The 22472-nt window shown below is 64.9% G+C and carries 27 protein-coding genes; 8 read left to right on the forward strand and 19 right to left on the reverse strand.

What is annotated here, in order from left to right; genetic code table 11:
* Positions 1-98 precede the first annotated feature (98 nt).
* Positions 99-485: a hypothetical protein gene (locus ACZ9AQ_RS16085; RefSeq protein WP_429204553.1), complete on the forward strand. Its 387-nt coding sequence runs from the start codon at positions 99-101 to the stop codon at positions 483-485.
* A 14-nt stretch (positions 486-499) separates the two neighbouring features.
* On the opposite strand, the gene ruvB is transcribed toward ACZ9AQ_RS16085, so the two are convergent.
* From ruvB to tyrS, 10 genes are all read right to left on the reverse strand, one after another.
* Positions 500-1567: a Holliday junction branch migration DNA helicase RuvB gene (ruvB, locus tag ACZ9AQ_RS16090; protein WP_429204554.1), complete on the reverse strand. Its 1068-nt coding sequence runs from the start codon at positions 1565-1567 to the stop codon at positions 500-502.
* Between the two features lie 15 nt (positions 1568-1582).
* Entirely contained in the window at positions 1583-2161 is a 579-nt protein-coding gene (gene ruvA, locus ACZ9AQ_RS16095; RefSeq protein ID WP_429204555.1) for a Holliday junction branch migration protein RuvA, read from the reverse strand.
* An 18-nt stretch (positions 2162-2179) separates the two neighbouring features.
* On the reverse strand, positions 2180-2719 hold the full coding sequence (gene ruvC / locus ACZ9AQ_RS16100; protein WP_429204557.1) for a crossover junction endodeoxyribonuclease RuvC: 540 nt from the start codon (positions 2717-2719) through the stop codon (positions 2180-2182).
* Positions 2720-3019: 300 nt separating this feature from the next.
* Complete coding sequence (gene purH, locus ACZ9AQ_RS16105) at positions 3020-4606, reverse strand: bifunctional phosphoribosylaminoimidazolecarboxamide formyltransferase/IMP cyclohydrolase (RefSeq protein ID WP_429204558.1); 1587 nt, start codon at positions 4604-4606, stop codon at positions 3020-3022.
* Between the two features lie 93 nt (positions 4607-4699).
* Positions 4700-4933: a helix-turn-helix domain-containing protein gene (locus ACZ9AQ_RS16110; protein ID WP_005667930.1), complete on the reverse strand. Its 234-nt coding sequence runs from the start codon at positions 4931-4933 to the stop codon at positions 4700-4702.
* A 96-nt stretch (positions 4934-5029) separates the two neighbouring features.
* The gene (gene dusB, locus ACZ9AQ_RS16115; protein ID WP_429204561.1) at positions 5030-6055 is read right to left on the reverse strand and encodes a tRNA dihydrouridine synthase DusB; all 1026 of its coding nucleotides are present in this window, start codon (positions 6053-6055) and stop codon (positions 5030-5032) included.
* A gap of 148 nt (positions 6056-6203) precedes the next feature.
* Positions 6204-6902, reverse strand: a complete 699-nt coding sequence (locus ACZ9AQ_RS16120) for a histidine phosphatase family protein (RefSeq protein WP_429204562.1) — start codon at positions 6900-6902, stop codon at positions 6204-6206.
* 46 nt (positions 6903-6948) lie between these two features.
* Complete coding sequence (locus ACZ9AQ_RS16125; RefSeq protein WP_429204564.1) at positions 6949-7638, reverse strand: YbhB/YbcL family Raf kinase inhibitor-like protein; 690 nt, start codon at positions 7636-7638, stop codon at positions 6949-6951.
* A 46-nt stretch (positions 7639-7684) separates the two neighbouring features.
* Positions 7685-8143 carry a D-aminoacyl-tRNA deacylase gene (gene dtd, locus ACZ9AQ_RS16130; RefSeq protein ID WP_429204566.1) on the reverse strand — a complete coding sequence of 153 codons (459 nt, stop codon included), beginning with the start codon at positions 8141-8143 and terminating at the stop codon, positions 7685-7687.
* Positions 8140-9408: a tyrosine--tRNA ligase gene (gene tyrS, locus ACZ9AQ_RS16135; RefSeq protein WP_429204567.1), complete on the reverse strand. Its 1269-nt coding sequence runs from the start codon at positions 9406-9408 to the stop codon at positions 8140-8142. The genes dtd and tyrS overlap by 4 nt, the downstream gene beginning before the upstream one ends.
* A 148-nt stretch (positions 9409-9556) precedes the next feature.
* On the opposite strand from tyrS, the gene ACZ9AQ_RS16140 reads away from it, so the two are divergent.
* A complete protein-coding gene (locus ACZ9AQ_RS16140; RefSeq protein ID WP_429204568.1) occupies positions 9557-10921 on the forward strand; it encodes a peptidoglycan DD-metalloendopeptidase family protein in 1365 nt (454 codons plus the stop codon).
* Positions 10922-11031: 110 nt separating this feature from the next.
* Positions 11032-12129, forward strand: coding sequence for an anhydro-N-acetylmuramic acid kinase (locus ACZ9AQ_RS16145; RefSeq protein ID WP_429204569.1), 1098 nt, complete (start codon positions 11032-11034; stop codon positions 12127-12129).
* 3 nt (positions 12130-12132) lie between these two features.
* Here ACZ9AQ_RS16145 and ACZ9AQ_RS16150 read toward each other — a convergent pair whose 3' ends face one another.
* From ACZ9AQ_RS16150 to rplM, 7 genes are all read right to left on the reverse strand, one after another.
* The gene (locus ACZ9AQ_RS16150; RefSeq protein WP_429204571.1) at positions 12133-12399 is read right to left on the reverse strand and encodes a hypothetical protein; all 267 of its coding nucleotides are present in this window, start codon (positions 12397-12399) and stop codon (positions 12133-12135) included.
* A 35-nt stretch (positions 12400-12434) separates the two neighbouring features.
* On the reverse strand, positions 12435-12662 hold the full coding sequence (locus ACZ9AQ_RS16155) for a hypothetical protein (RefSeq protein ID WP_429204572.1): 228 nt from the start codon (positions 12660-12662) through the stop codon (positions 12435-12437).
* A 123-nt stretch (positions 12663-12785) separates the two neighbouring features.
* Complete coding sequence (gene erpA / locus ACZ9AQ_RS16160) at positions 12786-13154, reverse strand: iron-sulfur cluster insertion protein ErpA (RefSeq protein ID WP_306391765.1); 369 nt, start codon at positions 13152-13154, stop codon at positions 12786-12788.
* Between the two features lie 53 nt (positions 13155-13207).
* Positions 13208-13609 carry a bactofilin family protein gene (locus ACZ9AQ_RS16165; protein WP_429204696.1) on the reverse strand — a complete coding sequence of 134 codons (402 nt, stop codon included), beginning with the start codon at positions 13607-13609 and terminating at the stop codon, positions 13208-13210.
* 121 nt (positions 13610-13730) lie between these two features.
* Entirely contained in the window at positions 13731-14768 is a 1038-nt protein-coding gene (gene argC / locus ACZ9AQ_RS16170) for an N-acetyl-gamma-glutamyl-phosphate reductase (RefSeq protein WP_429204574.1), read from the reverse strand.
* Between the two features lie 203 nt (positions 14769-14971).
* Entirely contained in the window at positions 14972-15364 is a 393-nt protein-coding gene (gene rpsI, locus ACZ9AQ_RS16175; protein WP_429204576.1) for a 30S ribosomal protein S9, read from the reverse strand.
* 9 nt (positions 15365-15373) lie between these two features.
* Positions 15374-15802 (reverse strand): 50S ribosomal protein L13, encoded by a 429-nt coding sequence (rplM, locus tag ACZ9AQ_RS16180; protein ID WP_123069984.1) that lies wholly within the window; start codon positions 15800-15802, stop codon positions 15374-15376.
* 270 nt (positions 15803-16072) lie between these two features.
* Here rplM and ACZ9AQ_RS16185 point away from each other — a divergent pair, with 270 nt between their 5' ends.
* The 4 genes from ACZ9AQ_RS16185 (at position 16073) to ACZ9AQ_RS16200 (ending at position 19977) form a co-directional block, all read left to right on the forward strand.
* The gene (locus tag ACZ9AQ_RS16185) at positions 16073-17524 is read left to right on the forward strand and encodes an alpha/beta hydrolase (RefSeq protein WP_429204578.1); all 1452 of its coding nucleotides are present in this window, start codon (positions 16073-16075) and stop codon (positions 17522-17524) included.
* A gap of 14 nt (positions 17525-17538) precedes the next feature.
* A complete protein-coding gene (locus ACZ9AQ_RS16190; protein WP_429204580.1) occupies positions 17539-18270 on the forward strand; it encodes an ABC transporter ATP-binding protein in 732 nt (243 codons plus the stop codon).
* Positions 18267-19451: an ABC transporter permease gene (locus ACZ9AQ_RS16195; protein ID WP_429204582.1), complete on the forward strand. Its 1185-nt coding sequence runs from the start codon at positions 18267-18269 to the stop codon at positions 19449-19451. The genes ACZ9AQ_RS16190 and ACZ9AQ_RS16195 overlap by 4 nt, the downstream gene beginning before the upstream one ends.
* A 103-nt stretch (positions 19452-19554) precedes the next feature.
* A complete protein-coding gene (locus ACZ9AQ_RS16200) occupies positions 19555-19977 on the forward strand; it encodes an OsmC family protein (RefSeq protein ID WP_429204583.1) in 423 nt (140 codons plus the stop codon).
* 214 nt (positions 19978-20191) lie between these two features.
* Here ACZ9AQ_RS16200 and coq7 read toward each other — a convergent pair whose 3' ends face one another.
* The gene (gene coq7, locus ACZ9AQ_RS16205) at positions 20192-20836 is read right to left on the reverse strand and encodes a 2-polyprenyl-3-methyl-6-methoxy-1,4-benzoquinone monooxygenase (protein ID WP_429204585.1); all 645 of its coding nucleotides are present in this window, start codon (positions 20834-20836) and stop codon (positions 20192-20194) included.
* Between the two features lie 34 nt (positions 20837-20870).
* Positions 20871-21347 carry a hypothetical protein gene (locus ACZ9AQ_RS16210; protein ID WP_429204586.1) on the reverse strand — a complete coding sequence of 159 codons (477 nt, stop codon included), beginning with the start codon at positions 21345-21347 and terminating at the stop codon, positions 20871-20873.
* A gap of 229 nt (positions 21348-21576) precedes the next feature.
* Here ACZ9AQ_RS16210 and ACZ9AQ_RS16215 point away from each other — a divergent pair, with 229 nt between their 5' ends.
* On the forward strand, positions 21577-22470 hold the full coding sequence (locus tag ACZ9AQ_RS16215; protein WP_429204588.1) for an ABC transporter ATP-binding protein: 894 nt from the start codon (positions 21577-21579) through the stop codon (positions 22468-22470).
* Positions 22471-22472: the final 2 nt, after the last annotated feature.

A 22472-nucleotide genomic window follows, 5' to 3' on the forward strand; every position in this document is an offset into this window, starting at 1 on the left:
TGTGATATCTTGGCTTCACTGCCGAACCGGCAGGACGTTATCCAGTGCCAGCCATGACATCGAACACCATCATTCCCCTCGCAGCGCAAGGACTTGCCATGATGTTCCTTCGCCTGACCAGCCTGGTGGCCGGCGTGCTGGTGCTGATCTCACCGGCGATACTGATCCGCGTCGGCGGCATGCCCCCGGATACGGGCAGGGCCGGCGCGGCGCTGGCCTGCGTGGTGCTGGCGGCGAGCGGCTTCATCCTGGTCGGGATGGCCGGCCAGCGCCTGCGCCGTTCGACGCTGCTGCGCGCGCTGGCGGCGGTACTGCTGGGCGTGCCGACCTTGGCCAGCGCCGCCCTGCTGTGGCGCGGCGGTTCGGCGCAGGTGCTGTGGCTGGCCGGCGCCGTCATCGCCCTGAACGTGCTGCTGTACCTGACGGTCGTGTATCGCAGCGCGCCCGCCATGGCGCTCTTCGCACCGCGGCGGCGCGGTTCCTGACGCCCGCCTGCCGCTCAGGCCGGCGGTAGGCTGTCCCAGAGATCGCCCGTCGGGCTGATGCGCGGGGCGGTGACGCCGAAGTGCTGGTAGGCCAGCGGCGTGGCGATGCGCCCGCGCGGGGTGCGCTGCAGATAGCCCTGCTGGATCAGGTACGGCTCCAGCACGTCCTCGATGGTGTCGGCGGCCTCGCCGATCGCCGCCGCCAGGTTGCCGATGCCGACCGGGCCGCCGGCGAACTTGAACAGCACCGCCTCGAGCAGCTTGCGGTCCATCACGTCGAAGCCGACGGTGTCGACGTCGAGCATCTTGAGCGCGCGGTCGGCCGTCTCGCTCGTGATCTCGCCGTTGCCCTTCACTTCGGCATAGTCGCGCACCCGGCGCAGCAGGCGGTTGGCGATGCGCGGCGTGCCGCGCGCACGCTTGGCGACTTCGCGCGCGCCGTCCCCGTCGATCGGCGCGCCGAGCAGCGCGGCGCTGCGCGCCACGATCTTGGTCAGCTCCTCGACGTTGTAGAACTCCAGGCGCGCCACGATGCCGAAGCGGTCGCGCAGCGGATTGGTCAGCATGCCGGCGCGGGTGGTGGCGCCGACCAGGGTGAACGGCTGCAGGTCGAGCTTGACCGAGCGCGCAGCCGGCCCCTCGCCGATCATGATGTCGATCTGGTAGTCCTCGAGCGCCGGATACAGGATCTCTTCGACCACCGGCGACAGGCGGTGGATCTCGTCGATGAACAGCACGTCGTTCGGCTCGAGGTTGGTCAGCAGCGCCGCCAGGTCGCCAGGGCGCTCGAGCACCGGGCCCGAGGTCTGGCGCAGGTTGACGCCCATCTCGCGCGCGATGATGTGGGCCAGCGTGGTCTTGCCCAGGCCCGGCGGGCCGAACAGCAGGGTGTGGTCGAGCGCCTCGCGCCGCTTGCGCGCTGCTTGAATAAAGATCTCGAGCTGGTCGCGGATCTTTTCCTGGCCGACGTATTCGTCCAGCTGCTTCGGACGCAAGGCGCGTTCGATCGCCTCTTCGTTGGGCGAGGCCGGCGCGGCGTCGATCACGCGCTGTTCGGTGAAACTATCGGTCTGGATGCTCATCGCTTAATGTTCCGTTCAGCCTTTGGACAGCGCCTTCAGCGCGAACTTGATGCCGTCCGAGACGCTGGCGCCGGCGGGCATGTTCTTGATCGCGAGGAGCGCTTCCTTGTCAGAATACCCCAGCGCGGCCAGCGCATTGAGCACGTCCACCTGCGCGTCGTCACGGGCGGCGCCGGCGACCATGCCGATGTCGGCGCCGAGCTTGCCCTTCAGTTCGAGCAGCAGGCGTTCGGCCGTCTTCTTGCCGATGCCCGGCACCTTCACCAGGCGGCCGGTTTCCTGCAGGGTGACGGCCTGCGACAGCTCGGCCACCGTCATGCCGGACAGGATCGCCAGCGCCATGCGCGCGCCGATGCCGGTGATCTTGATCAGCTGGCGAAACAGCGCACGTTCGGACGCGCTGCCGAAGCCGAACAGCAGGTGCGCATCCTCGCGCACCACCAGGTGGGTGAACAGCACGACTTTTTCGCCGGTATGCGGCAGGTTATAGAAAGTGCTCATCGGCACGTCGACTTCGTAGCCGACGCCATTGCAATCGACCAGCACGTGCGGCGGCGCTTTTTCGAGCAGGATTCCAGAGAGGCGACCGATCATCGGTGTTCCTTACGTGTTTTATGAAACGAGGCGGCTGTTCTTCATGCGCAGCGCCTGCCCGGCGGGCGCTAGACCATTCAGCAGCGCCAGGGTGTCGATGCTGTGGGCGTGGCAGATGGCGACGCCCAGGGCGTCGGCGGCATCGGTGCCCGGCAGGCCCGGCAGCTTGAGCAGGCGCGCGACCATGTCCTGCACCTGCGGCTTGGCCGCCTTGCCGGTGCCGACCACGGCCTGCTTGACCTGCACCGCCGTGTATTCGGCCACGTCGAGGTCGGCGCTGACCAGGGCCGTGATCGCCGCGCCGCGCGCCTGCCCCAGGAGCAGGGTCGATTGCGGGTTCACGTTGACGAAGACTTTTTCGATGGCGGAGCAGGCTGGACGGTAGGTGGCGATGATTTCGCTGACGCCGTGCAGGATGACCTTGAGCCGCGGCGGCAACGCGCCCTCCAGCCCGGTCTTGATGGTGCCCGAGGCGATGTAGCGCAGCCTGGCGCCGTTTTTTTCGATGACGCCGAACCCCGTCGTGCGCAGGCCCGGGTCGATGCCGAGAATAATCATTACGGAATGTTACCCCGGCTGGGGGTGTTCGTGGGAAAAATACTGTGCAAAAACACAGGTCGGGCACGATTTAGAGCCTATCCCGGTAGGTGGGGGGAAGCTCATGGTGATGCATGGCGGGCGCGAGCAAGGCGCGAGGAGGCCGCATGGCGAGCCATGCAACGACGAGCAACGCCGCGCACGCCCGTCAGGCGCGCCAGGAGCGACTCCCACCTACCGGGATAGGCTCTTATCGCATGCCCGTGTTTGATGCACGCAGGGTTGGCGGGTTTCCCGCCGACCCTGCGGATATGCTGCCAATTAATGACGGAAGTGACGGGTACCCGTGTACAGCATCACCACGCCGCGCTCGTCGGCGGCGTCGATCACTTCCTGGTCGCGCATCGAGCCGCCCGGGTGGATCACGCAGGTCGCGCCGGCGTCGACCACCACGTCCAGGCCGTCGCGGAACGGGAAGAAGGCGTCCGACGCCACAGCCGAACCGGTGAGTGACAGACCGGCGTTCTGGGCCTTGATCGAGGCGATGCGGGCCGAGTCGATACGGCTCATCTGACCGGCGCCGACGCCCAGCGTCATGCCATTGGCGCAGAACACGATGGCGTTCGATTTTACGAACTTGGCCACGCGCCAGGCGAACATCATGTCTTGCAGCTGCTGCGGGGTAGGCTGCTTCTTGGTGACCACGCGCAGGTCGCCCAGGCCGACGTTTTTCGCATCCGGCGACTGCGCCAGCAGGCCGCCGCCGACGCGCTTGACGTCATAGGGGTTCTGGCCGGCGCCCAGCGCGATTTCCAGCAGGCGCACGTTCTGCTTGGCCGCCATGATCTGGCGTGCTTCCGCGGTAAACGATGGCGCGATCAGCACTTCGACGAACAGCTTGCTCAGCGCTTCGGCCGCCTTGCCGTCGACTTCGACGTTGAAGGCGATGATGCCGCCGAAGGCCGAGGTCGGATCGGTCTGCAGCGCGCGCGAGTAGGCGTCCAGGGCGTCAAAGCCGATCGCCACGCCGCACGGGTTGGCGTGCTTGACGATCACGCAACCGGCCGGCTGCTGCATGCCGCCCAGCGACTTGACGCATTCCCAGGCCGCATCCGCATCGGCGATATTGTTGTACGACAGTTCCTTGCCCTGCAGCTGGGTGTAGTTGGCCAGCGCACCGTCGACCGTGACGAGGTCGCGGTAGAAGGCCGCGTCCTGGTGCGGGTTCTCGCCGTAGCGCATGTCCTGGACTTTTTCGAAGCCCATGTTCAGGGTCTGCGGGAAGCGCGAGCGGGTCGCGTGCGCGCGGTCTTCGCCCAGGCTGGTCAGGTAATTGGTGATCGCACCGTCGTACTGCGCGGTGTGCGCGAACACCTTCTTGGCCAGGCGGAACCTGGTTTCATAGCTGACCGGGCCGGTGGCTTCGCCCTGGCCTTTCATCTCGGCCAGCACCACGCCATAGTCAAGCGGGTCGACGATCACGACCACGTCGCGGTGGTTCTTGGCCGCCGAACGCAGCATGGTCGGGCCGCCGATGTCGATGTTCTCGATCGCGTCTTCCAGCGAGCACTCTTGTTTGGCGACGGTCTGCTGGAACGGGTACAGGTTGACCACGACCATGTCGATCTGCGGAATGCCGTGCTCTTCCAGCTTGGCGACGTGCTCGGGGAAATCGCGGCGCGCCAGGATGCCGCCGTGCACTTTCGGGTGCAGGGTCTTGACGCGGCCATCCAGCATTTCCGGGAAACCGGTGTAGTCGGCCACTTCGGTCACCGGCACGCCGTTCTCCTGCAGCAGCTTGGCGGTGCCGCCGGTGGACAGGATGTTGACGCCGAGCGCCGAGAGCGCCCGGGCGAAATCGAGCACGCCGGTCTTGTCGGATACGGAAATGAGAGCTTGTTTGATCATGGTGTGGCCTATGGTTGAGAATTCCTGGCGGCGGGCAGGCGGATCGATGATCCGGTCGTGGCCGCGCTAGGTGCGCGGCCACGTGGGTCAGGCTCAGAGCAGCCCGTGCTCCTGCAGTTTCTTGCGCAAAGTGTTCCGGTTAATGCCCAGCATCTGCGCGGCGTGCGACTGGTTGCCGTCGGCGCGCGACATGACGACTTCGAGGACGGGCTTTTCGACGGTCAGCACCATCATGTCGTAGATGTTGGTCGGCTTTTGTTCGCCCAGATCGTTGAAATAGTCCTCGAGACTCTTCTGGACGACTTCCTGGATACTTTCTTTGCTCATGTCTTCTGCTGCTTCATCCTGGTTTAATGATTGCTCCGCTTCGCGAAGCGCGTCCCCGTGTTCTTGTTCTGGTGTGCTGCGTGCTGCCGGACTTGCCTACGCCGCGATCGCGTCGAGGTCAGGATGCGCGGGGCGGTATTGTAACCGCTCGCCATGCCTGTGCTGCGATTTGAAAAAGTCATCGACCGCCGCCAGTTGCTCGGCCGTCGATTCCAGCAGGTTCATGCGCTGCCGGAATTCCTCGCCGCCCGGCAAGTCCTGGACATACCAGCCGATGTGCTTGCGCGCGGTGCGCACGCCGACGTATTCGCCATAGAAGGCGTAATGGGCCGGCAAGTGCTCGTTCATCAACCCGCGCACCTCGTCCACCAGCGGCGCCGGCAGGTGTTCGCCGGTGCGCAGGTAATGGTCGATCTCGCGGCAGATCCAGGGACGGCCCTGGGCCGCACGGCCGATCATGACCGCGTCGGCGCCGGTATGGTCGAGCACGAATTTCGCCTTCTCGGGCGTCGTGATGTCGCCATTGGCCACCAGCGGGATGCTCACCGCTTCCTTCACGGCGCGGATGGTGTCGTACTCGGCCTCGCCCTTGTAGCCGTCGGCGCGGGTGCGGCCATGCAGGGTCAGCATCTGGATGCCGGCCTGCTCGGCCAGGCGCGCGATGCGCAGCGCGTTCCTGTTTTGGCGATCCCAGCCGGTGCGGAACTTCAGGGTGACCGGCACGTCGACCGCCTCGACCACGGCGTGCAGGATGCGCTCGACCAGGTCTTCGTGCTGCAACAGGGCCGAACCGCACCAGCTGTTGCACACCTTCTTGACCGGGCAACCCATATTGATGTCGATGATCTGGGCGCCGCGCTCGACGTTGAACTTCGCGCAATCGGCAAGGTCTTTAGGATCGGCGCCGGCGATCTGCACCGCCTTCGGCTCCATTTCGCCCGCATGGTCGATGCGGCGCGACGTCTTCTCGCTGGCCCACAGGCGCGGGTTCGACGCCGCCATTTCGGACACCGCATAGCCCGCGCCGAGCTGCTTGCACAGTTGCCGGAACGGACGGTCCGTCACTCCGGCCATGGGGGCGACAAAGACGTTATTACGCAGGTGATATGGACCTATTTGCACAGCAGAAAAACTCAGAAGTTTCTTGGGAACCTGCTATTTTACCCCAAGCGCTGCTCAAATTATCAGCAAAATTATCGGGATTGTTGCGCGTGCGATATTGGCAAGGCGAAGAAACAGGCGTTGTATCGCCGCTTGACGCGCATCGCTGTCAGGGCAATTCGTCCAGCGCCGGCGTGCGCCGGTCGTCGCGCAGGTGCTCGACATCGCCCCAGCCGACCAGCTTCAGTGCGCCCTGTTCGACGACGAAACGGTTGATGCTGGCGTTATGTATCTTGAAGTCGCGCGGCGTTTCCAGCGGCAGGCCGAGGGCGGACCTGTAGGCGCACTCGAGCACGCCGCCATGCGCCACCAGCGCCAGGGTCTGGCCGGGGTGGCGCGCCGCATGCCCCAGGATTGCCTGCGTCGCGCGCGCGAAGAAGCCGCGGAAGGTTTCGCCCTGATTCTTTCCTGGCGGCAGAACCGCATCGACGTTGCGCGCTTGCCAGGCAGCGAATTCGAGCGGAAAGCGGGCCGCGATTTCGCTGTAGAGCAAGCCTTCGAAGCCGCCGTAGCAGCGCTCGCGGAGCTGGGGATCGAGCCGCAGGCCTGCGCCATCGATCCCGCGCGGCCCGCGGGCGCTGATGATCGCCTCGGCCGTCTGCCGCGCGCGCGCCAGGTCGCTCGACACGACCAGGTCGATACGCTCGCCGGCCAGCGCCGCGCCGAGCGCCGCGGCCTGGCGCCCGCCTTCGGCATTGAGCGCGATGTCGAGATGGCCCTGCAGCCGGCGCTCGGCATTCCAGGCGGTTTCGCCATGGCGGATGAGGAGGATCGTGGTCGTGCCCGCAGGCGCGTCGTTCAAAGTCATGAGGTCCTTGCACCCGAACCTCGGGGCGGTCAAAAAAATCAGCCGATTACGTCGACAGGTCGGTCGACAGGTCCGTGGCCACGTCGGCCGTGGCCCGGGGATTGAGCGAATAGGTGCCGAAGATGCGCGCCTCGTCGAGGATATGTCCCTGGATCGCCATGCGCGCCTCGGATCCGGTGAAGCGCCCCTCCAGCGGCAGGCGCGGGATGTCGAGCGCATACAGCGTAAAGACATAATGGTGCACGTGCTCGTCGTTCCATGGCGGGTACGGGCCGTCATAGCCGTAGAACTCGCCCGCCATGTCGGGGTCGCCCGCGAGCCAGCCCGTATAGTCGTTGACCCCGTGGCGCAGCTTGTGCTCGGTGCCGTTCTTGATGGTGAAGGCGACTTCGGGACCGGGCTTGCCGTGCGGCGTGACCATGTCGGAAAACATGCCTTCGGCGAGCGACTTGAGACAGACCGGGATGTCGGCCAGCGTCCAATGGAAGAAATCGACGCGCGGCAAGGCGGCCGGCACGGTGCGGCCCTCCTTGTTGACGTCGCTGTCGTCGGACGGCACGTCGGGATCGTGGCAGATCAGCACCAGCGACTGCGTGCCGGCCGGCACCTCGTCCCAGGCGATATGGGGATTGCGGTTGCTCGACAACTTGACATGGGTGGCGGGGTCGCTGACCGCGAACGCGCAGGCGGCGGGGATGTCGCCCCCGTCGGTGAATGAGTCGCTCCAGATTCGCATACGTCCTCCCAGACTGTACGTTAGACCTTGGCGCCAGGCGCGGGTTTCAGCGCGCAGCTACGATCGGGTCAATACGCAGCCAGAATGTGACCGGGCCATCGTTGACGAGCGACACTTTCATATCAGCACCAAATACGCCGGTCTCGACAATGCCATGCCGCTCCCGCGCCTGGCGCACGACATGCCCGAACAGGCGCCGTCCGTCCTCCGGCGCGGCGGCCGGCGAGAACGAGGGGCGCGTGCCCGATTTGGTATCGGCCGCCAGCGTGAACTGCGGCACCAGCAGCAGGCCGCCGCCGCTGTCCGTCACGCTGCGGTTCATCTTGCCGGCTTCGTCGGAAAAAACGCGGTAGCCCAGCAACTTGGCCAACAGCAGGTCGGCCTCGCGTTCGGTATCGCCCTTTTCGGCGCACACCAGCACCATCAGGCCGGGGCCGATGGCGCCGACGGTCTGGCCGTCGACGCGCACCGCCGCTTCGCTCACGCGTTGCAGCAGGCCGATCATGCGGCCGGCGACAGGGTCACGCGGGCGAACTTGCGCTTGCCGACCTGCACCACGAGGGTGCCGGCCGCCAGTTGCAGGCCCTTGTCGCTGACCACGGCGCCGTCGATGCGCACGCCGCCCTGGTCGACCATGCGCATGGCTTCCGAGGTCGAGGCGCACAGGCCGGCGGCCTTCAGCAGTTGCGGCAGGCCCAGCGGTGCGCCGGAGAGCGACACTTCAGGCACGTCGTCCGGGATGCCGCCCTTGGAGCGGTTGACGAAATCGGCCAGCGCGTCGTCGGCCGCCCCGGCCGAGTGGAAGCGCGTGACGATTTCCTTGCCCAGCGCCACTTTCGCATCGCGCGGGTTGGCGCCGCCGTCGATCGTCGCCTTCAATTGCGCGATGTCGCTCTCCGAGCGGAAGGACAGCAAGTTGAAATACTTCCACATCATCTCGTCCGAGATGCTCATCAGCTTGCCGAACATGCTGTTCGGGGATTCGGTGATGCCAATATAGTTGTTCTTGGACTTGGACATCTTTTCGACGCCGTCCAGGCCTTCCAGCAGCGGCATGGTCAGGATGCACTGCGGTTCCTGGCCGTAGTCCTTCTGCAGCTCGCGGCCAACCAGCAAGTTAAATTTCTGGTCCGTTCCACCCAGCTCAAGATCTGACTGCAAAGCGACCGAATCGTAGCCCTGCATCAGCGGATAAAGGAACTCATGCACGGCGATCGGAGTCCCACTCTTGTAGCGCTTGGTAAAATCGTCGCGCTCCATCATGCGTGCGACGGTGTAGCGCGAGGCGAGCTGGATCATGCCGCGCGCGCCCAAAGGGTCGCACCATTCGGAGTTGTAGCGGATTTCCGTGCGGCCGGCGTCCAGCACCAGCGACGCCTGGCGGAAATACGTCATCGCGTTTTCCTCGACCTGCTCGCGGGTCAGTGGCGGACGCGTGGCGTTGCGACCCGACGGGTCGCCAATCATCGACGTGAAGTCACCGATCAGGAAAATTACCTGGTGACCCAGGTCTTGCAATTGACGCAACTTGTTCAGTACGACGGTATGGCCGAGATGTAAGTCTGGGGCCGTTGGATCCAGGCCCAGCTTGATGCGCAGCGGCTTGCCGGTCTGTTCCGATCGTGCCAGTTTCTGCGCAAAATCGCTCTCGACCAGCAGTTCGTCGACGCCGCGCTTGGCGATCGCGAGGGACTCGAGGACCTTGTCAGTCAGTGGCAAAGCTTTAATGGAAGTTGCCGGAGTGCTAGCACCAGCTGCAGTTGAGGTCATAAAAGTCGTGTAGGAAATTGGCTAAAACGGTTGTAGGACCACATCTTTTGGTATAATTCACGATCCTGTTTACATTTCCTTGAGAAAACTTTTCGGAAATGACAATACATGGCCCTTGAAAGTTCAGCCGCAAATTTTAACTGATTGCATGAACCCTATACAGAAAATCACTGGTAAAAGCCTGCTAGCGCTACTGCCGACGACCCGCAAAGCTCGCGTTTTGAGCGCCAGCGCCGTCTTCCTCAGCGTGTGCGCCTTCGGCGCAGTGGGTGTTTCCCCGATCGCTCCCGATCCCTCCGACCTGCCCGTCACCTCGGTTGCGCAAGACCTGGAACTGCCGAACCTGGCCGACCAGATCGCCGCGCTGCAGCAAGACGAGCAGCAATTCATCCACGAAGAACGCATCCGCCGCGGCGATTCGCTCGGCTCGCTCTTCACCCGCCTCGGCATCGAAGACGCGCAAGCGCAAAAGTTCGTTCGTTCGGACAAACTCGCCAAGCGCCTGCTGTCGCTCCAGACCGGCAAGCGCATCCAGGCCGAGACCGACGAGAACGGCCTGCTGCTGTCGATGCGCGCCACCGTCAGCGACGGCAAGAACGGCGAGGCACGCACGATCACCGTCCAGCGCAAGGGCGAGGAATTCGTCGCCATCGAGGCGCCGGCCAAGCTCGAGCGCCGCGTCGAGATGCGTTCGCGCGAGATCGCCAGTTCGCTGTATGCGGCCACCGACGCCAACGTCGATGGCGGCAGCATCCCGGATTCGATCGTCGGTCAGATCATCGAGATGTTCTCGACCAATATCGACTTCCGCAGCGACGTCAAGCGCGGCGACCGTTTCAATGTCGTGTACGAGACCTTCTGGCTCGACGGCGAACTGATCAAGACCGGTCGCATCCTGGCAGGCGAATTCGTCAACCGCGGCACCAGCTACCAGTCGGTCTGGTACGAAGATCCGGTCTCCAAGCAGGGTGGTTACTACTCGCTGGACGGCAAGTCGCTCAAGAAAGCCTTCCTCAAGTCGCCGATTCAATACTCGCGCGTCTCGTCGGGCTTCTCGATGCGCGTGCATCCGATCTCGGGCAAGTTCAAGGCGCACAAAGGCGTCGACTACGCCGCCGCCACCGGCACCCCGATCCGCGCCGTGGCCGATGCCACCGTCGACTTCGCGGGCAACGGCAATGGTTACGGCAATATGGTCGTCCTGAAGCACTGGTCGAGCTACAGCACCGCCTACGCTCACATGAGCCGTATCGCGCCAGGCCTGCGCAAGGGCGCCAAGATCAGCCAGGGCCAGGTGATCGGCTACGTCGGTTCGACCGGCTGGTCGACCGGCCCGCACCTGCACTATGAATTCCGCGTTGCAGGCGTGGCCAAGGACCCGAACAAGTTCAAGTCGCTGGCCCAGCAACCGCTGAACCAGGCCGAGCTGGCACGCTTCCGCATGGCGGCCGCCGAGATGAATCACCGCTTCTCGCTGATGGCGCCAAGCGGCTCGTCGATGGCGGCCCGCTAAGCTGCACCACGCTCTATTAAAAACGCCCTCCTCGCATTTCGATGCCGGAGGGCGTTTTCTTTTGTATGCTTGCTTGCCTTTAACTACTGGCACCCGAACCCGATACAACGATGACCGCGACACCTTCCCTCTATATCGGCCTGATGTCCGGCACCAGCCTCGACGGCGTCGACGGCGTGCTGGCCGACTTCGGCAATGGCGCCATCCAGACCCTGGCCGCCGCCTTCACGCCGCTCCCGGCGGCATTGCGCAGCGAGCTGATGGCCCTGCAGGCCGCCAGCGCCAACGAGCTGGAGCGCGAGGCGCTGGCCGCCAATGGGCTGGCGCTGGCCTATGCCGACTGCGTGCGCGCCCTGCTCCCATCCAGCCCCGGTCCGGTGGCCGCCGTCGCCGTCCACGGCCAGACCATCCGCCACCGTCCCGAGCTGGGATGGACGCGCCAGACCAATAACCCGGCCCTGCTGGCCGAACTGACCGGCCTGGACGTGATTGCCGACTTCCGCAGCCGCGACGTCGCCGCCGGCGGCCAGGGCGCGCCGCTGGTGCCGGCGTTCCACGACGCCGCCTTCGGCAAGCCGGGCACCGCGCGCGTGGTGGTGAATATCGGCGGCATCGGCAATATCAGCGTGCTGCATGGCGACGGCCGCGTGACCGGCTTCGATACCGGCCCGGGCAATGTCTTGCTCGACCTCTGGATTGCGCGCCACCATGGCCGCGCCTATGACGAGGACGGGGCCTGGGGCGCCAGCGGCGCGCTGCACCGGCCCCTGCTGGATGCCCTGCTCGACGAGCCGTATTTCCGCCAGCCGGCGCCCAAGAGTACCGGCCGCGACCTGTTCCACGCGGCATGGCTCGATGCCAGGCTCTCGCCCTTCGGCAGGCTCGCGCCGGCCGATGTGCAGGCGACCCTGGTGCAATTGACGGCGGTGACGATCGCACGCGCGATCCTCGACGAAGGCGTCACGCCGGAGGCGGTGTACGTCTGCGGCGGCGGGGCCTATAACGGCGCCCTGCTGCGCGCCATTGGCGCGGAGCTCGACGGTGTGAAAGTGGAATCGACGGCGGCCCTGGGCGTGGCGCCGAACCGGGTCGAGGCGCTCGCCTTCGCCTGGCTGGGCTGGCGCTTCACGCACCGCGAGCCGGGCAACCTGCCGGCCGTCACCGGCGCGCGCGGCCCGCGCATCCTGGGAGCGCTGTACCCGGCCTGAGGTTCAGGCAGCCAGGCCTTTTTGCAGCAACTGCGCCACCAGCTCGTTCAGGTCGACGTCCTGCTCCTTGCTCAGCGCCTGCAACTGCTTGACCAGGTCACCATTGAGCTTGACGGCGAACGGCACCAGGCCGAGCGCGCGGTCGCGTTCGCGTTGTTCGCGGCGATCCGCTGCAGGCGCATCGCCTGCCTTGCCGATGACGGCGCCCTTGGGCCCCATCTTGTTCATCAGCTTCTTTGCATCGTATTTCGCGAGATTGGTCTTGTCCATGAATTACCTTGATGTTGAATTGATATCTTGCGGCGTCAGTCGAGACGCTTGAGCCGCTGGCCGAGGATGCCCCATTGGCACGGCACGCCATCGACCAGGCCGCACAGCGCCCAGCCGGTGCCGATCTTTTCCACCGTGACGGTGGTCTCGATTTCCCGGGCCAGCTTGTCGGCCCAGCCTTTGGCGGCTCCCTGCCCCTTGAACAATTCCTTGCCCTCGTAAATCACGGTGGCGTCGAAGACGGGCATGGCGAATACGGTCATTGCTACCTCTCAGAGACGGTCATGCCGGCGCCGCGGACTGCTGCGCAGGCAGTAAACAACAAACGGCCCGCGCGAGCGGGCCGTCGATGATCCAGACCCGGGGCCTGGACATGCCGACAACGATTACGCCGAGAACGACGAACCGCAGCCGCAGGTCGAGGTGGCGTTCGGGTTCTTGATCACGAACTGGGCGCCTTCGAGGTCGTCCTTGTAATCGATCTCGGCGCCGACCAGGTACTGGTAGCTCATCGAGTCGATCAGCAGCTGGACGCCTGCCTTTTCCATCGTCGTGTCGTCGTCATTGACGATCTCGTCGAAGGTGAAACCATATTGGAAGCCCGAGCAACCGCCGCCCTGCACGAAGACGCGCAGCTTGAGGTCGGGGTTGCCTTCTTCTTCGATCAGCTGAGCAACCTTCTGCGCGGCGCTGTCGGTGAAGTTGATTGGTACGGGAATCGTGTCGAAATCTACTACTTCGGCGACTGCGGTCATGGGAAAGCTCCTGAATAAATCAAACACCGACCATTATAGACGGTTGGCGGAAGTCATGCTGCCGAGCCTTCGGCGACGTCGGCTAGATGAAACACCGGCTCGCTGGCCGGCTGGTGCGTTAATTTACCTGTTACCAACGCCCCGCCGTGCATCTCGAGCAAACGGTAGTGTACATCCCCATTGATGCGGCCTTTCGGCTGTAATTCAAGGAGTTCCGACGAATAAACCGCGCCGGCGATATACCCATTGACCACCAGGCTGGCGCAGCGCACTTCGCCTTCGATGCGCGCATGCTCCGACACGATCAGCATGCTGTCGGCGCCATCGGCCGCCACCACATTGCCGTGGACTTCACCGTCGATGCGCAGCCCGCCGGTGAAACTCAGGTCGCCCTCGATGCGGGCCGAGATACCGACCAGGCTGTCTATCTCGCTTTTCACTTGTCGACCAAACATGACGCACCTCTGAGGTTGACCGCTGGATTGAACGTGTCCAACAGTCAATTTACCCGGCTCAAAGGTCGTCGCTTTGATCTGCATCGGGTCACGCAACGGGCGTGGCCCCGGTCATTGTCTGTTATGGCAACAATGCGATCTGCTGCAAGCCTTTCGACTCTTCCAGGCCGAACATCAGGTTCATGCACTGCACGGCTTGGCCCGAGGCGCCCTTGACCAGGTTGTCCTGCACCACCAGGATCACGACGGTGTCCGTGCCTTCCGGACGGTGCAGCGCCAGGCGCAGCATGTTCGAACCGCGGGTCGAGCGCGTCTCTGGATGCGAGCCGAACGGCATGACGTCGACGAATTCGCTGTCCTGGTACTGTTGTTCAAACAGTGCCTGCAGGGCGGCGTTGTCGATCTCTTGCGTCAGGCGCGCGTACAGGGTCGCGTGCATGCCGCGGATCATCGGCACCAGGTGCGGAGTGAAGATCAGGCCGACCTTCTGGTCGGTATAGCGCGCCAGCTGGGCCGAGGTTTCCGGGGTATGGCGGTGACCATGGACGCCGTAGGCCTTGAAGTTGTCGCTCGACTCCGAGAACAGCGTGCCGATCTCGGCCTTGCGGCCGGCGCCGGAGACGCCCGACTTGCAGTCGGCGATCAGGCTGCCGGCGTCGATCAGGCCGGCCTTGAGCAGCGGATAGAAGCCCAGCTGCATCGTGGTCGGGTAGCAGCCCGGGTTGGCGATCAGGCGCGCGCCCTTGATGGCGTCGCGGTTCAGTTCCGGCAGGCCATAGACGGCTTCATTCAGCAGCTCGGGCGCGGTGTGCTCGATCTTGTACCATTTTTCGAAGACGGCGCGGTCCTTGATGCGGAAGTCCGCCGCCAGGTCGATCACCTTGACGCCGGCCGCCAGCAGCTCGGGCGCCTGGGCCATCGCCACGCCGTGCGGGGTGGCGAAGAACACCACGTCGCACTGCTTCAGGTCGGCCTTGTCGGGGCTCGAGAAGGCGATATCGACGCGGCCGCGCAGCGAAGGAAACATATCGGCTACCGGCAGGCCGTCTTCCTTGCGCGAGGTGATCGCCGTCAGTTGCACATCCGGATGAACGGCCAACAGCCGCAGCAATTCCACGCCCGTGTATCCGGTTCCGCCGACGATGCCAACTTTAATCATGTCTGTTCCTTCAGTAATGGTAAAAAAGCCCTTCCCAGGACGAGGCTGCATTTTAACAGCCTGTGAAACCCAGGTTGCACCTGTCCCGAGCCTGTTCCGCCCAGTAAGACTGGGCTCCATGCAAAAAGCCGCCCAACCTTGCGGCGGACGGCTTCTTTGGGTCCAACGCCCGAAGGCGCCGGAGAAGACTGCAGTGAAGCTGATTAACGCTTCGAGAATTGCTTTGCGCGACGTGCCTTGCGCAGACCAACTTTCTTACGCTCGACTTCACGGGCGTCACGGGTGACGAAACCGGCACGTGCCAGGTCGCCCTTGAGGCCTGCGTCGTAGTCGATCAGTGCGCGGGTGATGCCGTGACGGACGGCGCCAGCCTGGCCCGATTCGCCACCGCCGTGCACGTTGATCTTGATGTCGAAACGTTCGACGTTGCCGGTCAGTTCCAGCGGCTGACGGATCACCATCAGGCCGGTTTCACGCGAGAAGTATTCCGATGCCGGCTTACCGTTCACGATGATCTGGCCGGTGCCAGCTTTGATGAACACGCGAGCGACTGCACTCTTGCGACGGCCGGTGCCGTAGTTGTAGTTACCGATCATGTCAGTTCCTTAGAGGGTCAGTGCTTGTGGTTGCTGAGCAGCGTGCGGGTGCGAACCTTCCGCGTACACTTTCAGCTTCTTGATCATGGCGTAGCCGAGTGGGCCTTTAGGCAGCATGCCCTTGACAGCCTTCTCGAGTGCGCGACCTGGGAAACGCTGTTGCATTTTCAGGAAGTTGGTTTCGTAGATACCGCCCGGGTAGCCCGAGTGACGGTAGTACGTTTTCGCGGTGGCCTTGGTGCCGGTCACGCGCAGTTTGCCGGCGTTGATCACGACGATGAAATCGCCGGTGTCGACGTGCGGGGTGAACTCTGGCTTGTGCTTGCCGCGCAGTCGGAGTGCCACTTCGCTGGCAACACGTCCGAGGACCAGGTCCGTCGCGTCGATGACAAACCAGTCGCGCTGGACTTCGTGGCCCTTAGCGGAAAAAGTTTTCATGTTTAATCCAAAAGAAAAAATTGCTCAAATGGTGGTTCCGCACAAAGCTTCAGCGGACTCGTCCTTATTGTCTTTCCTGAGCAAACGGAAAGCCGGCAATCATACCCCTACTGCTGCCTTGCCGTCAATCCCCACCCGCATCGAGCGAGCACTTCCAGCGCGCTTGCGCACGGACACTACCCGGAACGCATGCCTTGATGCATAGTTGAAACAATCGGTTGACCGGGGAAACAGCGCGAACTTATCATCGTTGCAACCTGAGGAGATGCTGTGAAGAGATTCAAGATTCTGCCCGCCATATTGTGCCTGCCGCTGCTGGCGCCGGGCCTTGCCGGCGCCCAGTCCGCCGCCGGCGCGCCGGCGCCGTCGAAGACCGAGCGCAGCTGCCACCTGCCCGGCGTGGTCGAAGCGCTGCGCTGCGTCAGCGTCGACGTCCCGCTCGACTATGCCAAGCCGCAAGGCGCGCCACTGAAACTGCACGTGACCGTGGCCCCGGCCTATCGCCAGGGCACCCGCGGCGACCCGCTGTTCGTGCTGGCCGGCGGCCCCGGCCAGGCCGGCAGCGACGTCCTGCCCCTGCTCAAGCTCGCCTTCGACCGCGTGCGCGCCACCCGCGACATCGTCTTCATCGACCAGCGCGGCACCGGCCGCTCGGGCAAACTCGATTGCGAAAGCAAGCCGGAACACGAGCGCATGACCGACGACGAGCTGATGGCCGAACTGCGCGCCTGCATCGCCAACAACAAGCAGCCGCTGGCCGCCTACACCACGGCGGCGGCGGCGCGCGACCTGGAACAGGTGCGGCGCGCGCTGGGCTACCGCCAGGTGAACCTGTGGGGCGGCTCCTACGGCACGCGCCTGGGCCAGGCCTATGCGCGCGCTTATCCCGCCAGCGTGCGCAGCCTGGTGCTGGACGGCGTGGCCGCCCCCGACCAGGTGATCCCGGCCGGCGGGCGTGACAGCCAGGCCGCGCTCGACTCCTTGTTCGCCGCCTGCGCCAGGGACACCGCCTGCAACAAGGCCTATCCACGCCTGGCGGCGGAATTCGACGCGCTGGTTGCGAAGGTCGAAACGGGCAATGTGCGGCTGTCGCTGCCAAATCCGCGCACCGCCGAGCCGACCGAGTTCACCATGAGCCCGCAGCGCTTTCTCGGCACCGTGCACAACATCCTGTATGCGCCGGCCGATGCGCGCCGCCTGCCCTTCCTGATCCACAGCGCCAGCCGCGGGCGCTGGGAGCCGTTCGTCGCGCGCCAGAACCTGGCCGGCGACTTCGGCAACGACGCCAGCATGTCGATGCTGCTGCACTTCGCCGTGGTGTGCGCCGAAGACGTGCCGCGCTTTACGCCCGCGCTGATGAAAGCCGACGCCGCCGTGCTGGCGCGCCCGCTGGCCGAGATGATGCCCAGGCTGTGCCAGGACATCAAGGTGCCGGCGGTGCCACACGTCGCGCCATCGCGCATCGAAGCGCCGGCCCTGCTGCTGTCGGGCGCCCTCGATCCGGTCACGCCGCCGCACCGCGCAGAGGCGGCCGCCAAATCGATGGCCCGGGCCCAGCACGTCGTGGTCGCCAATGCCGGGCATGGTGTCTCGCAGCTCGGCTGCGCGCCGCGCCTGCTGCGCGCCTTCCTCGACCGGCCGCAGGACAAGCTCGACGCCGCCTGCATGGCCGAGGTGCCGGCCCCCACCTTCCAGCTCGGCAGCGCCGGGCCGCAACCTTGAATGTCGGAAACCCCATGATCGAAGTCCATGATGTACGCAAGCAGTTCGGCGCCGTCCAGGCGCTGGGCGGCGTTTCCTTCACCGCGCGCGACGGCCAGATCACCGCGCTGCTGGGCCCCAACGGCGCCGGCAAGACCACCCTGCTGCGCACCCTGGTCGGGCTGCTCAAACGCGACCACGGCAGCATCTCGATCGGCGGCGTCGACCCCGAGCAGGATCCGATGGCGGTACGCCGCAATATCGGCTTCCTGACCGACCAGTTCGGGCTGTACGAACGCCTCACCACGCGCGAATACCTGACCTACTTCGGCGAATTGAACGGCATGGACGGCGCCGCGCTGCGCAAGCGCGTCGGCGAAGTGTCGGAACTGCTCGGGATGGACGACATCCTCGAGCGCCAGACCAAGGGCTTCTCGCAGGGCCAGCGCATCAAGGTGGCGCTGGCGCGCACCCTGCTGCACCGCCCGCGCCACCTGCTGCTCGACGAACCGAGCCGCGGCCTGGACGTGATGAGCACGCGCGCGCTGCGCACCGCGCTGAACGCCCTGCGCGAGGACGGCTGCTGCGTGATCATGGCCACCCACGTGATGCAGGAGGTGATCCACCTGTGCGAGGACGTGATCGTCATCGCCAAAGGCCATACCGTGGCCCAGGGCTCGCCAGAAGAACTATGCCGGCGCACCGGCATCGCCGACCTGGAAGACGCGTTCGTCAGCCTGGTCGGCACCGAGGAAGGTATCGCATGAAGTCCAAACTCAAGGTCGTATTCCTGAAAGAGCTGCGCGAAACCCTGCGCGACCGGCGCACCTTCGGCTTTCTGGTGCTCGCGGTGCTGTTCTATCCGGCGATCCTCGGCGTCACGCTGCACCAGCTGATCGACAAGAGCACCCGCACCGAGCGCGAAGGCATCCACCTGACCGTGATCGGCGCCGCCAAGGCCCCGACCCTGATCGCCCAGCTGCGCGAACGCAGCGTGACGATCAACGAATCCGGCCCCATGACCGAGGAAGCGATCGGCGAACTCCTGCATGGCAAGAAGATCGCGGCCGTGCTGCGCCTGTCGGACGATTTCATCGACAACTACCAGTCGATGCGGCCCGCGCGCATCGAGCTGTGGTTCGACTCATCGGCCGAAAGCGGCCCGCAACGGCGCGAGCTCGAAGACATCCTGCAGGCCTATGGCAGCAATATCGCCAGCGCGCGCCTGCTGGCGCACGGCGTGTCCCCGGCCACGCTGGCGCCGATCCAGCTGCAACGCTACGACACCGGCACCAATGCCTCGCGCTCGGCCATGGTCATCGGCGGCCTGATCGGCTTCCTGTTCTTCCCGGCCTTCCTCCTGAACATGTCGTCGGCCGTCGACAGCACGGCCGGCGAACGCGAACGGCGCTCGCTGGAAGTGCTCATGGCGCAGCCGGCGCGCAGCTGGGAGCTGGTGGGCGGCAAGTGGCTCGCCTCGAGCGTGCTGGCCCTGCTGGGCGTCACCGTGGTGCTGATGCTGGGCCACGCGATCCTGCGCTGGCTGCCGCTGGAGGAAATCGGCATGTCGTGGAACCTCGGCTGGGGCGAGCTGCTGCTGGTCTGCCTGGCGACGATGCCGCTGGCGCTGCTGTCTTCCGCCCTGTACGTCGCCATGGCGATGAACGCCAAGACGTTCAAGGAAGCCCAGACCACGGTCAGCCTGGTGATGATCCTGCCGCTGCTCCCCGGCTTCGTGGTCTCGTTCATGGAACTCAAGACGGCGCAGTGGATGTACCTGACGCCGATGCTGTCGAACCAGACCCTGATCAAGGAACTGGCCAAGAGCGGCGACATCGGCTTCGCGCCGTTCGTGCTCACCTTCCTGTGTTCGCTGGTCCCGGCGCTCTTGATCGTCGCCTTCGCCAGCTGGCGCATGAAGAGCGAGAAGTACGTATTGGCTGTGTGATGCGCGCCGTCTGAACCCGGGGGCGAGCGGCCGCCTGCGCGCGGCCGGCGGCTGCCGTACAATCGACGTCCTTATCGACGCATCAGCAATACGGAGAATCGCAATGGAAGTGAAAGTCAGCTGGAACGGCCCGTCGGGCATGAGTTTCCGGGCCGAGACCGGCAGCGGCCACATGGTGGTCATGGACGGCGCGCCGGACGGCGGCGGCCATAACCTGGCGCCGCGCCCGATGGAAATGGTCCTGGCGGGCACCGGCGGCTGCACCGCCTACGACGTGGTCCTGATCCTCAAGCGCAGCCGCGAGGACGTGCGCGGCTGCGACGTGACGCTGCAAGCCGAACGCGCCGACCTTGATCCCAAGGTGTTTACGAAGATTAACTTCCACTTCACGGTCAGCGGCCGCAACCTGAAGCCGGCGACGGTGGAACGCGCGGTCAAGCTGTCGCACGAAAAATACTGCTCGGCGTCGATCATGCTGGCCAAGACGGCCGAGATCACGCATTCGTTCGAGATCGTCGAGATTTGATACGGCTCGCGCGATTGTCGGCCCAAACATCATTGTCGGCCTCCGCACGTCATTCCCGCGAAGGCGGGAATCCAAGTCCTCAGAGCCTAAGCGCTGCCACTGACGTTCGAGGTGGACGGTCGGTTGGATAATTGGGTTCCCGCCTCCGCGGGAACGACGTTCATGTGGCGCGGGCCGAACGCCGGCGCCGCAGGCCACATGTCGGCGGATCGAATCAGATCCGGTAAGCGGTCGTCGTCATCACCTTGGCCATCGCCCGCATCGCCACCTTGACCGGCAAGGGCAGCGAGGCCGCGCCCGCCGACTGCGCCGCGTTGGCGTGCGCGATCTCGTCGATGCGCATCTGGTCGACGATGGCGCGCGACCTGGCGTCCTGCACCGGCAACAGCTCGAGGTGACTGTTCAGGTGCGCCTCGACCTGGCGTTCGGTCTCGACCACGAAGCCCAGGCTGACCGGGTCGCCGATCCGGGCGGCCACGCTGCCCATCACGTAGGCGCCCGCATACCACAGCGGATTCAATACGCTCGGCTGCGACCCGAGCTCGGTCAGGCGCTCTGCGCACCACGCCAGGTGGTCTTCTTCCTCGCGCGCGGCGTGCTCGAACTGCGTGCGCACCGTTTGCGTATGGGCGAAGCTGGCCTGCGAATCGTAGAGCGCCTGCGCGCAGACCTCGCCCACGTGGTTCACCCGCATCAGGCCCGCGCTGTGGCGCCGCTCGGCTTCGCTCAATTCGCCGTCGATGGCGTGCGCGCCCGGGTTGGGGCGCGACATCGCCGCTACGCCGCCGACGACGCGCAAGGCCTTGTCGACGCCGACGATCAGTTGGTCCAGGGGGCTGATGAAACGGTTCGAAATCATGGTGTGCTCGATGTTCTGGTCGCTGAAGCGTTCATTATATGCCTTCGGCATCCGGCCCAGAGCCCGCCTCCGCCGCCACACCCTCCCGCGCTTCGCCCCGTTCCTGCTTGTTGCGCGCGATCCACCCGGCCAGCGGGCCTTCGGGCTCCAGTCCCGAGATGTTCTTGGCCACGCCCAGGTTCAATTCCAGCAGGAACGGCACCGACACCAGCGGCACGCCCGGGCAATGGCGCTCGAAGGCGTCCAGGAAGCGCGCCGACTCCACCGTCGGCATCACCTTCGCGCCGCTCATGAACTGCAGCACGCTGGTGATGGTGTGGCCCTTGCCCAGCGTATGGTAAATGAAGCGGTTGAACTCGCGGTCGACCGCCTTGAAGTCGATCGCCTCCTTGGTCATCAGGCCGGCCAGGTAGACCAGGCCCAGCGCGACGCGGAACCAGTCGGTGGATTCGGCCCGGCTGCGCCCTTCGCGCATCAGGACCAAGAGCTGTTCTTGGGTGAGGGAGTCCATGCAGCCATTATCCACGCTTTGCCCCGGCCTCGCACGCCATCCTTTATTGCAAGAAATTTATCGATAGAAAACCATCATGCGCCCTGTCACCGGATAATGCAGTCTGGGTGCCAGTTTGGACCGTGTGTCGCACCGCGCCCGCTGCGCCCGTGCCGATTGAATACAATGCCAGTGTGAAAAAGTGTTTGGCCTTGCGTAAAGCTGCGCGGGGCAGCAGCCAGGAGTTGTCATGCAATTGAAAATCCGCAATTTGTCCAAGACTTACGCCAACGGCGTGGTCGCGCTGGACCGAGTCACGCTCAACATCCCGGCCGGGATGTTCGGGCTGCTCGGTCCGAACGGCGCGGGCAAATCGACCCTGATGCGGATCCTGGCGACCCTGCAGGAGTGCGACTCCGGTTCAGTGTTCCTGGACGATATCGATGTCCTCGACGAGAAGGACGCGGTGCGCCGCATGCTGGGCTACCTGCCCCAGGATTTCGGCGTCTACCCCAAAGTGAGCGCTCACGAGCTGCTGGACCATTTTGCACAGCTGAAAGGCCTGTCGCACCGGGCGCGGCGGCGCGAAGTGGTCGACGGCCTGTTGCAGCAGACGAATCTGTGGGACGTGCGCGACCAGCGCCTGGGCACCTTCTCGGGCGGCATGCGCCAGCGCTTCGGCATTGCCCAGGCCCTGCTGGGTGACCCGCGCCTGATCATCGTCGACGAACCCACCGCCGGCCTCGATCCGCAGGAACGGGTGCGCTTCCACAACCTGCTGTCGGACATCGGCGAAGACCGCACCGTGCTGCTGTCGACCCACATCGTGTCCGACGTGGCCGACCTGTGCGCCAATATGGCGATCATCAACAAGGGCCAGGTGCTGCTGTGCGGCGAGCCGCAAGAGCTGATCTACGGGATCGAAGACTTCATCTGGGCCCGTTTCGTCACCAAGGCCGAGCTGCCCGCTTTCCAGTCGCGCTACAGCGTGATCTCGACCCGCCTGCTCAGCGGCCGCACCCTGATCCATGTATATTCCGAGGACGATCCGGGCGACGGCTTCGAGCCGGCGCGCGCCAGCCTGGAAGACGTCTATTTCGCCACCATCGCCGGCCGCCACAACCCGGCCGCCGGGAACTGCTGACC

Source organism: Massilia sp. UYP34 (assembly GCF_056279385.1).

Coding starts and splice junctions, on each gene's coding strand:
- rplM (WP_123069984.1), bottom strand. CDS start 15,802: ATGAAAACTTTTTCCGCTAAGGGCCACGAAGTCCAGCGCGACTGGTTT.
- coq7 (WP_429204585.1), bottom strand. CDS start 20,836: ATGATTTCGAACCGTTTCATCAGCCCCCTGGACCAACTGATCGTCGGC.
- argC (WP_429204574.1), bottom strand. CDS start 14,768: ATGATTAAAGTTGGCATCGTCGGCGGAACCGGATACACGGGCGTGGAA.
- ACZ9AQ_RS16140 (WP_429204568.1), top strand. CDS start 9,557: ATGAACCCTATACAGAAAATCACTGGTAAAAGCCTGCTAGCGCTACTG.
- ACZ9AQ_RS16085 (WP_429204553.1), top strand. CDS start 99: ATGATGTTCCTTCGCCTGACCAGCCTGGTGGCCGGCGTGCTGGTGCTG.
- rpsI (WP_429204576.1), bottom strand. CDS start 15,364: ATGATCGGTAACTACAACTACGGCACCGGCCGTCGCAAGAGTGCAGTC.
- ACZ9AQ_RS16200 (WP_429204583.1), top strand. CDS start 19,555: ATGGAAGTGAAAGTCAGCTGGAACGGCCCGTCGGGCATGAGTTTCCGG.
- ACZ9AQ_RS16165 (WP_429204696.1), bottom strand. CDS start 13,609: ATGTTTGGTCGACAAGTGAAAAGCGAGATAGACAGCCTGGTCGGTATC.
- ruvA (WP_429204555.1), bottom strand. CDS start 2,161: ATGATCGGTCGCCTCTCTGGAATCCTGCTCGAAAAAGCGCCGCCGCAC.
- ruvB (WP_429204554.1), bottom strand. CDS start 1,567: ATGAGCATCCAGACCGATAGTTTCACCGAACAGCGCGTGATCGACGCC.
- ACZ9AQ_RS16125 (WP_429204564.1), bottom strand. CDS start 7,638: ATGCGAATCTGGAGCGACTCATTCACCGACGGGGGCGACATCCCCGCC.
- tyrS (WP_429204567.1), bottom strand. CDS start 9,408: ATGACCTCAACTGCAGCTGGTGCTAGCACTCCGGCAACTTCCATTAAA.
- ACZ9AQ_RS16195 (WP_429204582.1), top strand. CDS start 18,267: ATGAAGTCCAAACTCAAGGTCGTATTCCTGAAAGAGCTGCGCGAAACC.
- dtd (WP_429204566.1), bottom strand. CDS start 8,143: ATGATCGGCCTGCTGCAACGCGTGAGCGAAGCGGCGGTGCGCGTCGAC.
- ACZ9AQ_RS16210 (WP_429204586.1), bottom strand. CDS start 21,347: ATGGACTCCCTCACCCAAGAACAGCTCTTGGTCCTGATGCGCGAAGGG.
- ruvC (WP_429204557.1), bottom strand. CDS start 2,719: ATGATTATTCTCGGCATCGACCCGGGCCTGCGCACGACGGGGTTCGGC.
- ACZ9AQ_RS16150 (WP_429204571.1), bottom strand. CDS start 12,399: ATGGACAAGACCAATCTCGCGAAATACGATGCAAAGAAGCTGATGAAC.
- ACZ9AQ_RS16215 (WP_429204588.1), top strand. CDS start 21,577: ATGCAATTGAAAATCCGCAATTTGTCCAAGACTTACGCCAACGGCGTG.
- purH (WP_429204558.1), bottom strand. CDS start 4,606: ATGATCAAACAAGCTCTCATTTCCGTATCCGACAAGACCGGCGTGCTC.
- erpA (WP_306391765.1), bottom strand. CDS start 13,154: ATGACCGCAGTCGCCGAAGTAGTAGATTTCGACACGATTCCCGTACCA.
- ACZ9AQ_RS16110 (WP_005667930.1), bottom strand. CDS start 4,933: ATGAGCAAAGAAAGTATCCAGGAAGTCGTCCAGAAGAGTCTCGAGGAC.
- ACZ9AQ_RS16120 (WP_429204562.1), bottom strand. CDS start 6,902: ATGACTTTGAACGACGCGCCTGCGGGCACGACCACGATCCTCCTCATC.
- ACZ9AQ_RS16145 (WP_429204569.1), top strand. CDS start 11,032: ATGACCGCGACACCTTCCCTCTATATCGGCCTGATGTCCGGCACCAGC.
- ACZ9AQ_RS16190 (WP_429204580.1), top strand. CDS start 17,539: ATGATCGAAGTCCATGATGTACGCAAGCAGTTCGGCGCCGTCCAGGCG.
- ACZ9AQ_RS16155 (WP_429204572.1), bottom strand. CDS start 12,662: ATGACCGTATTCGCCATGCCCGTCTTCGACGCCACCGTGATTTACGAG.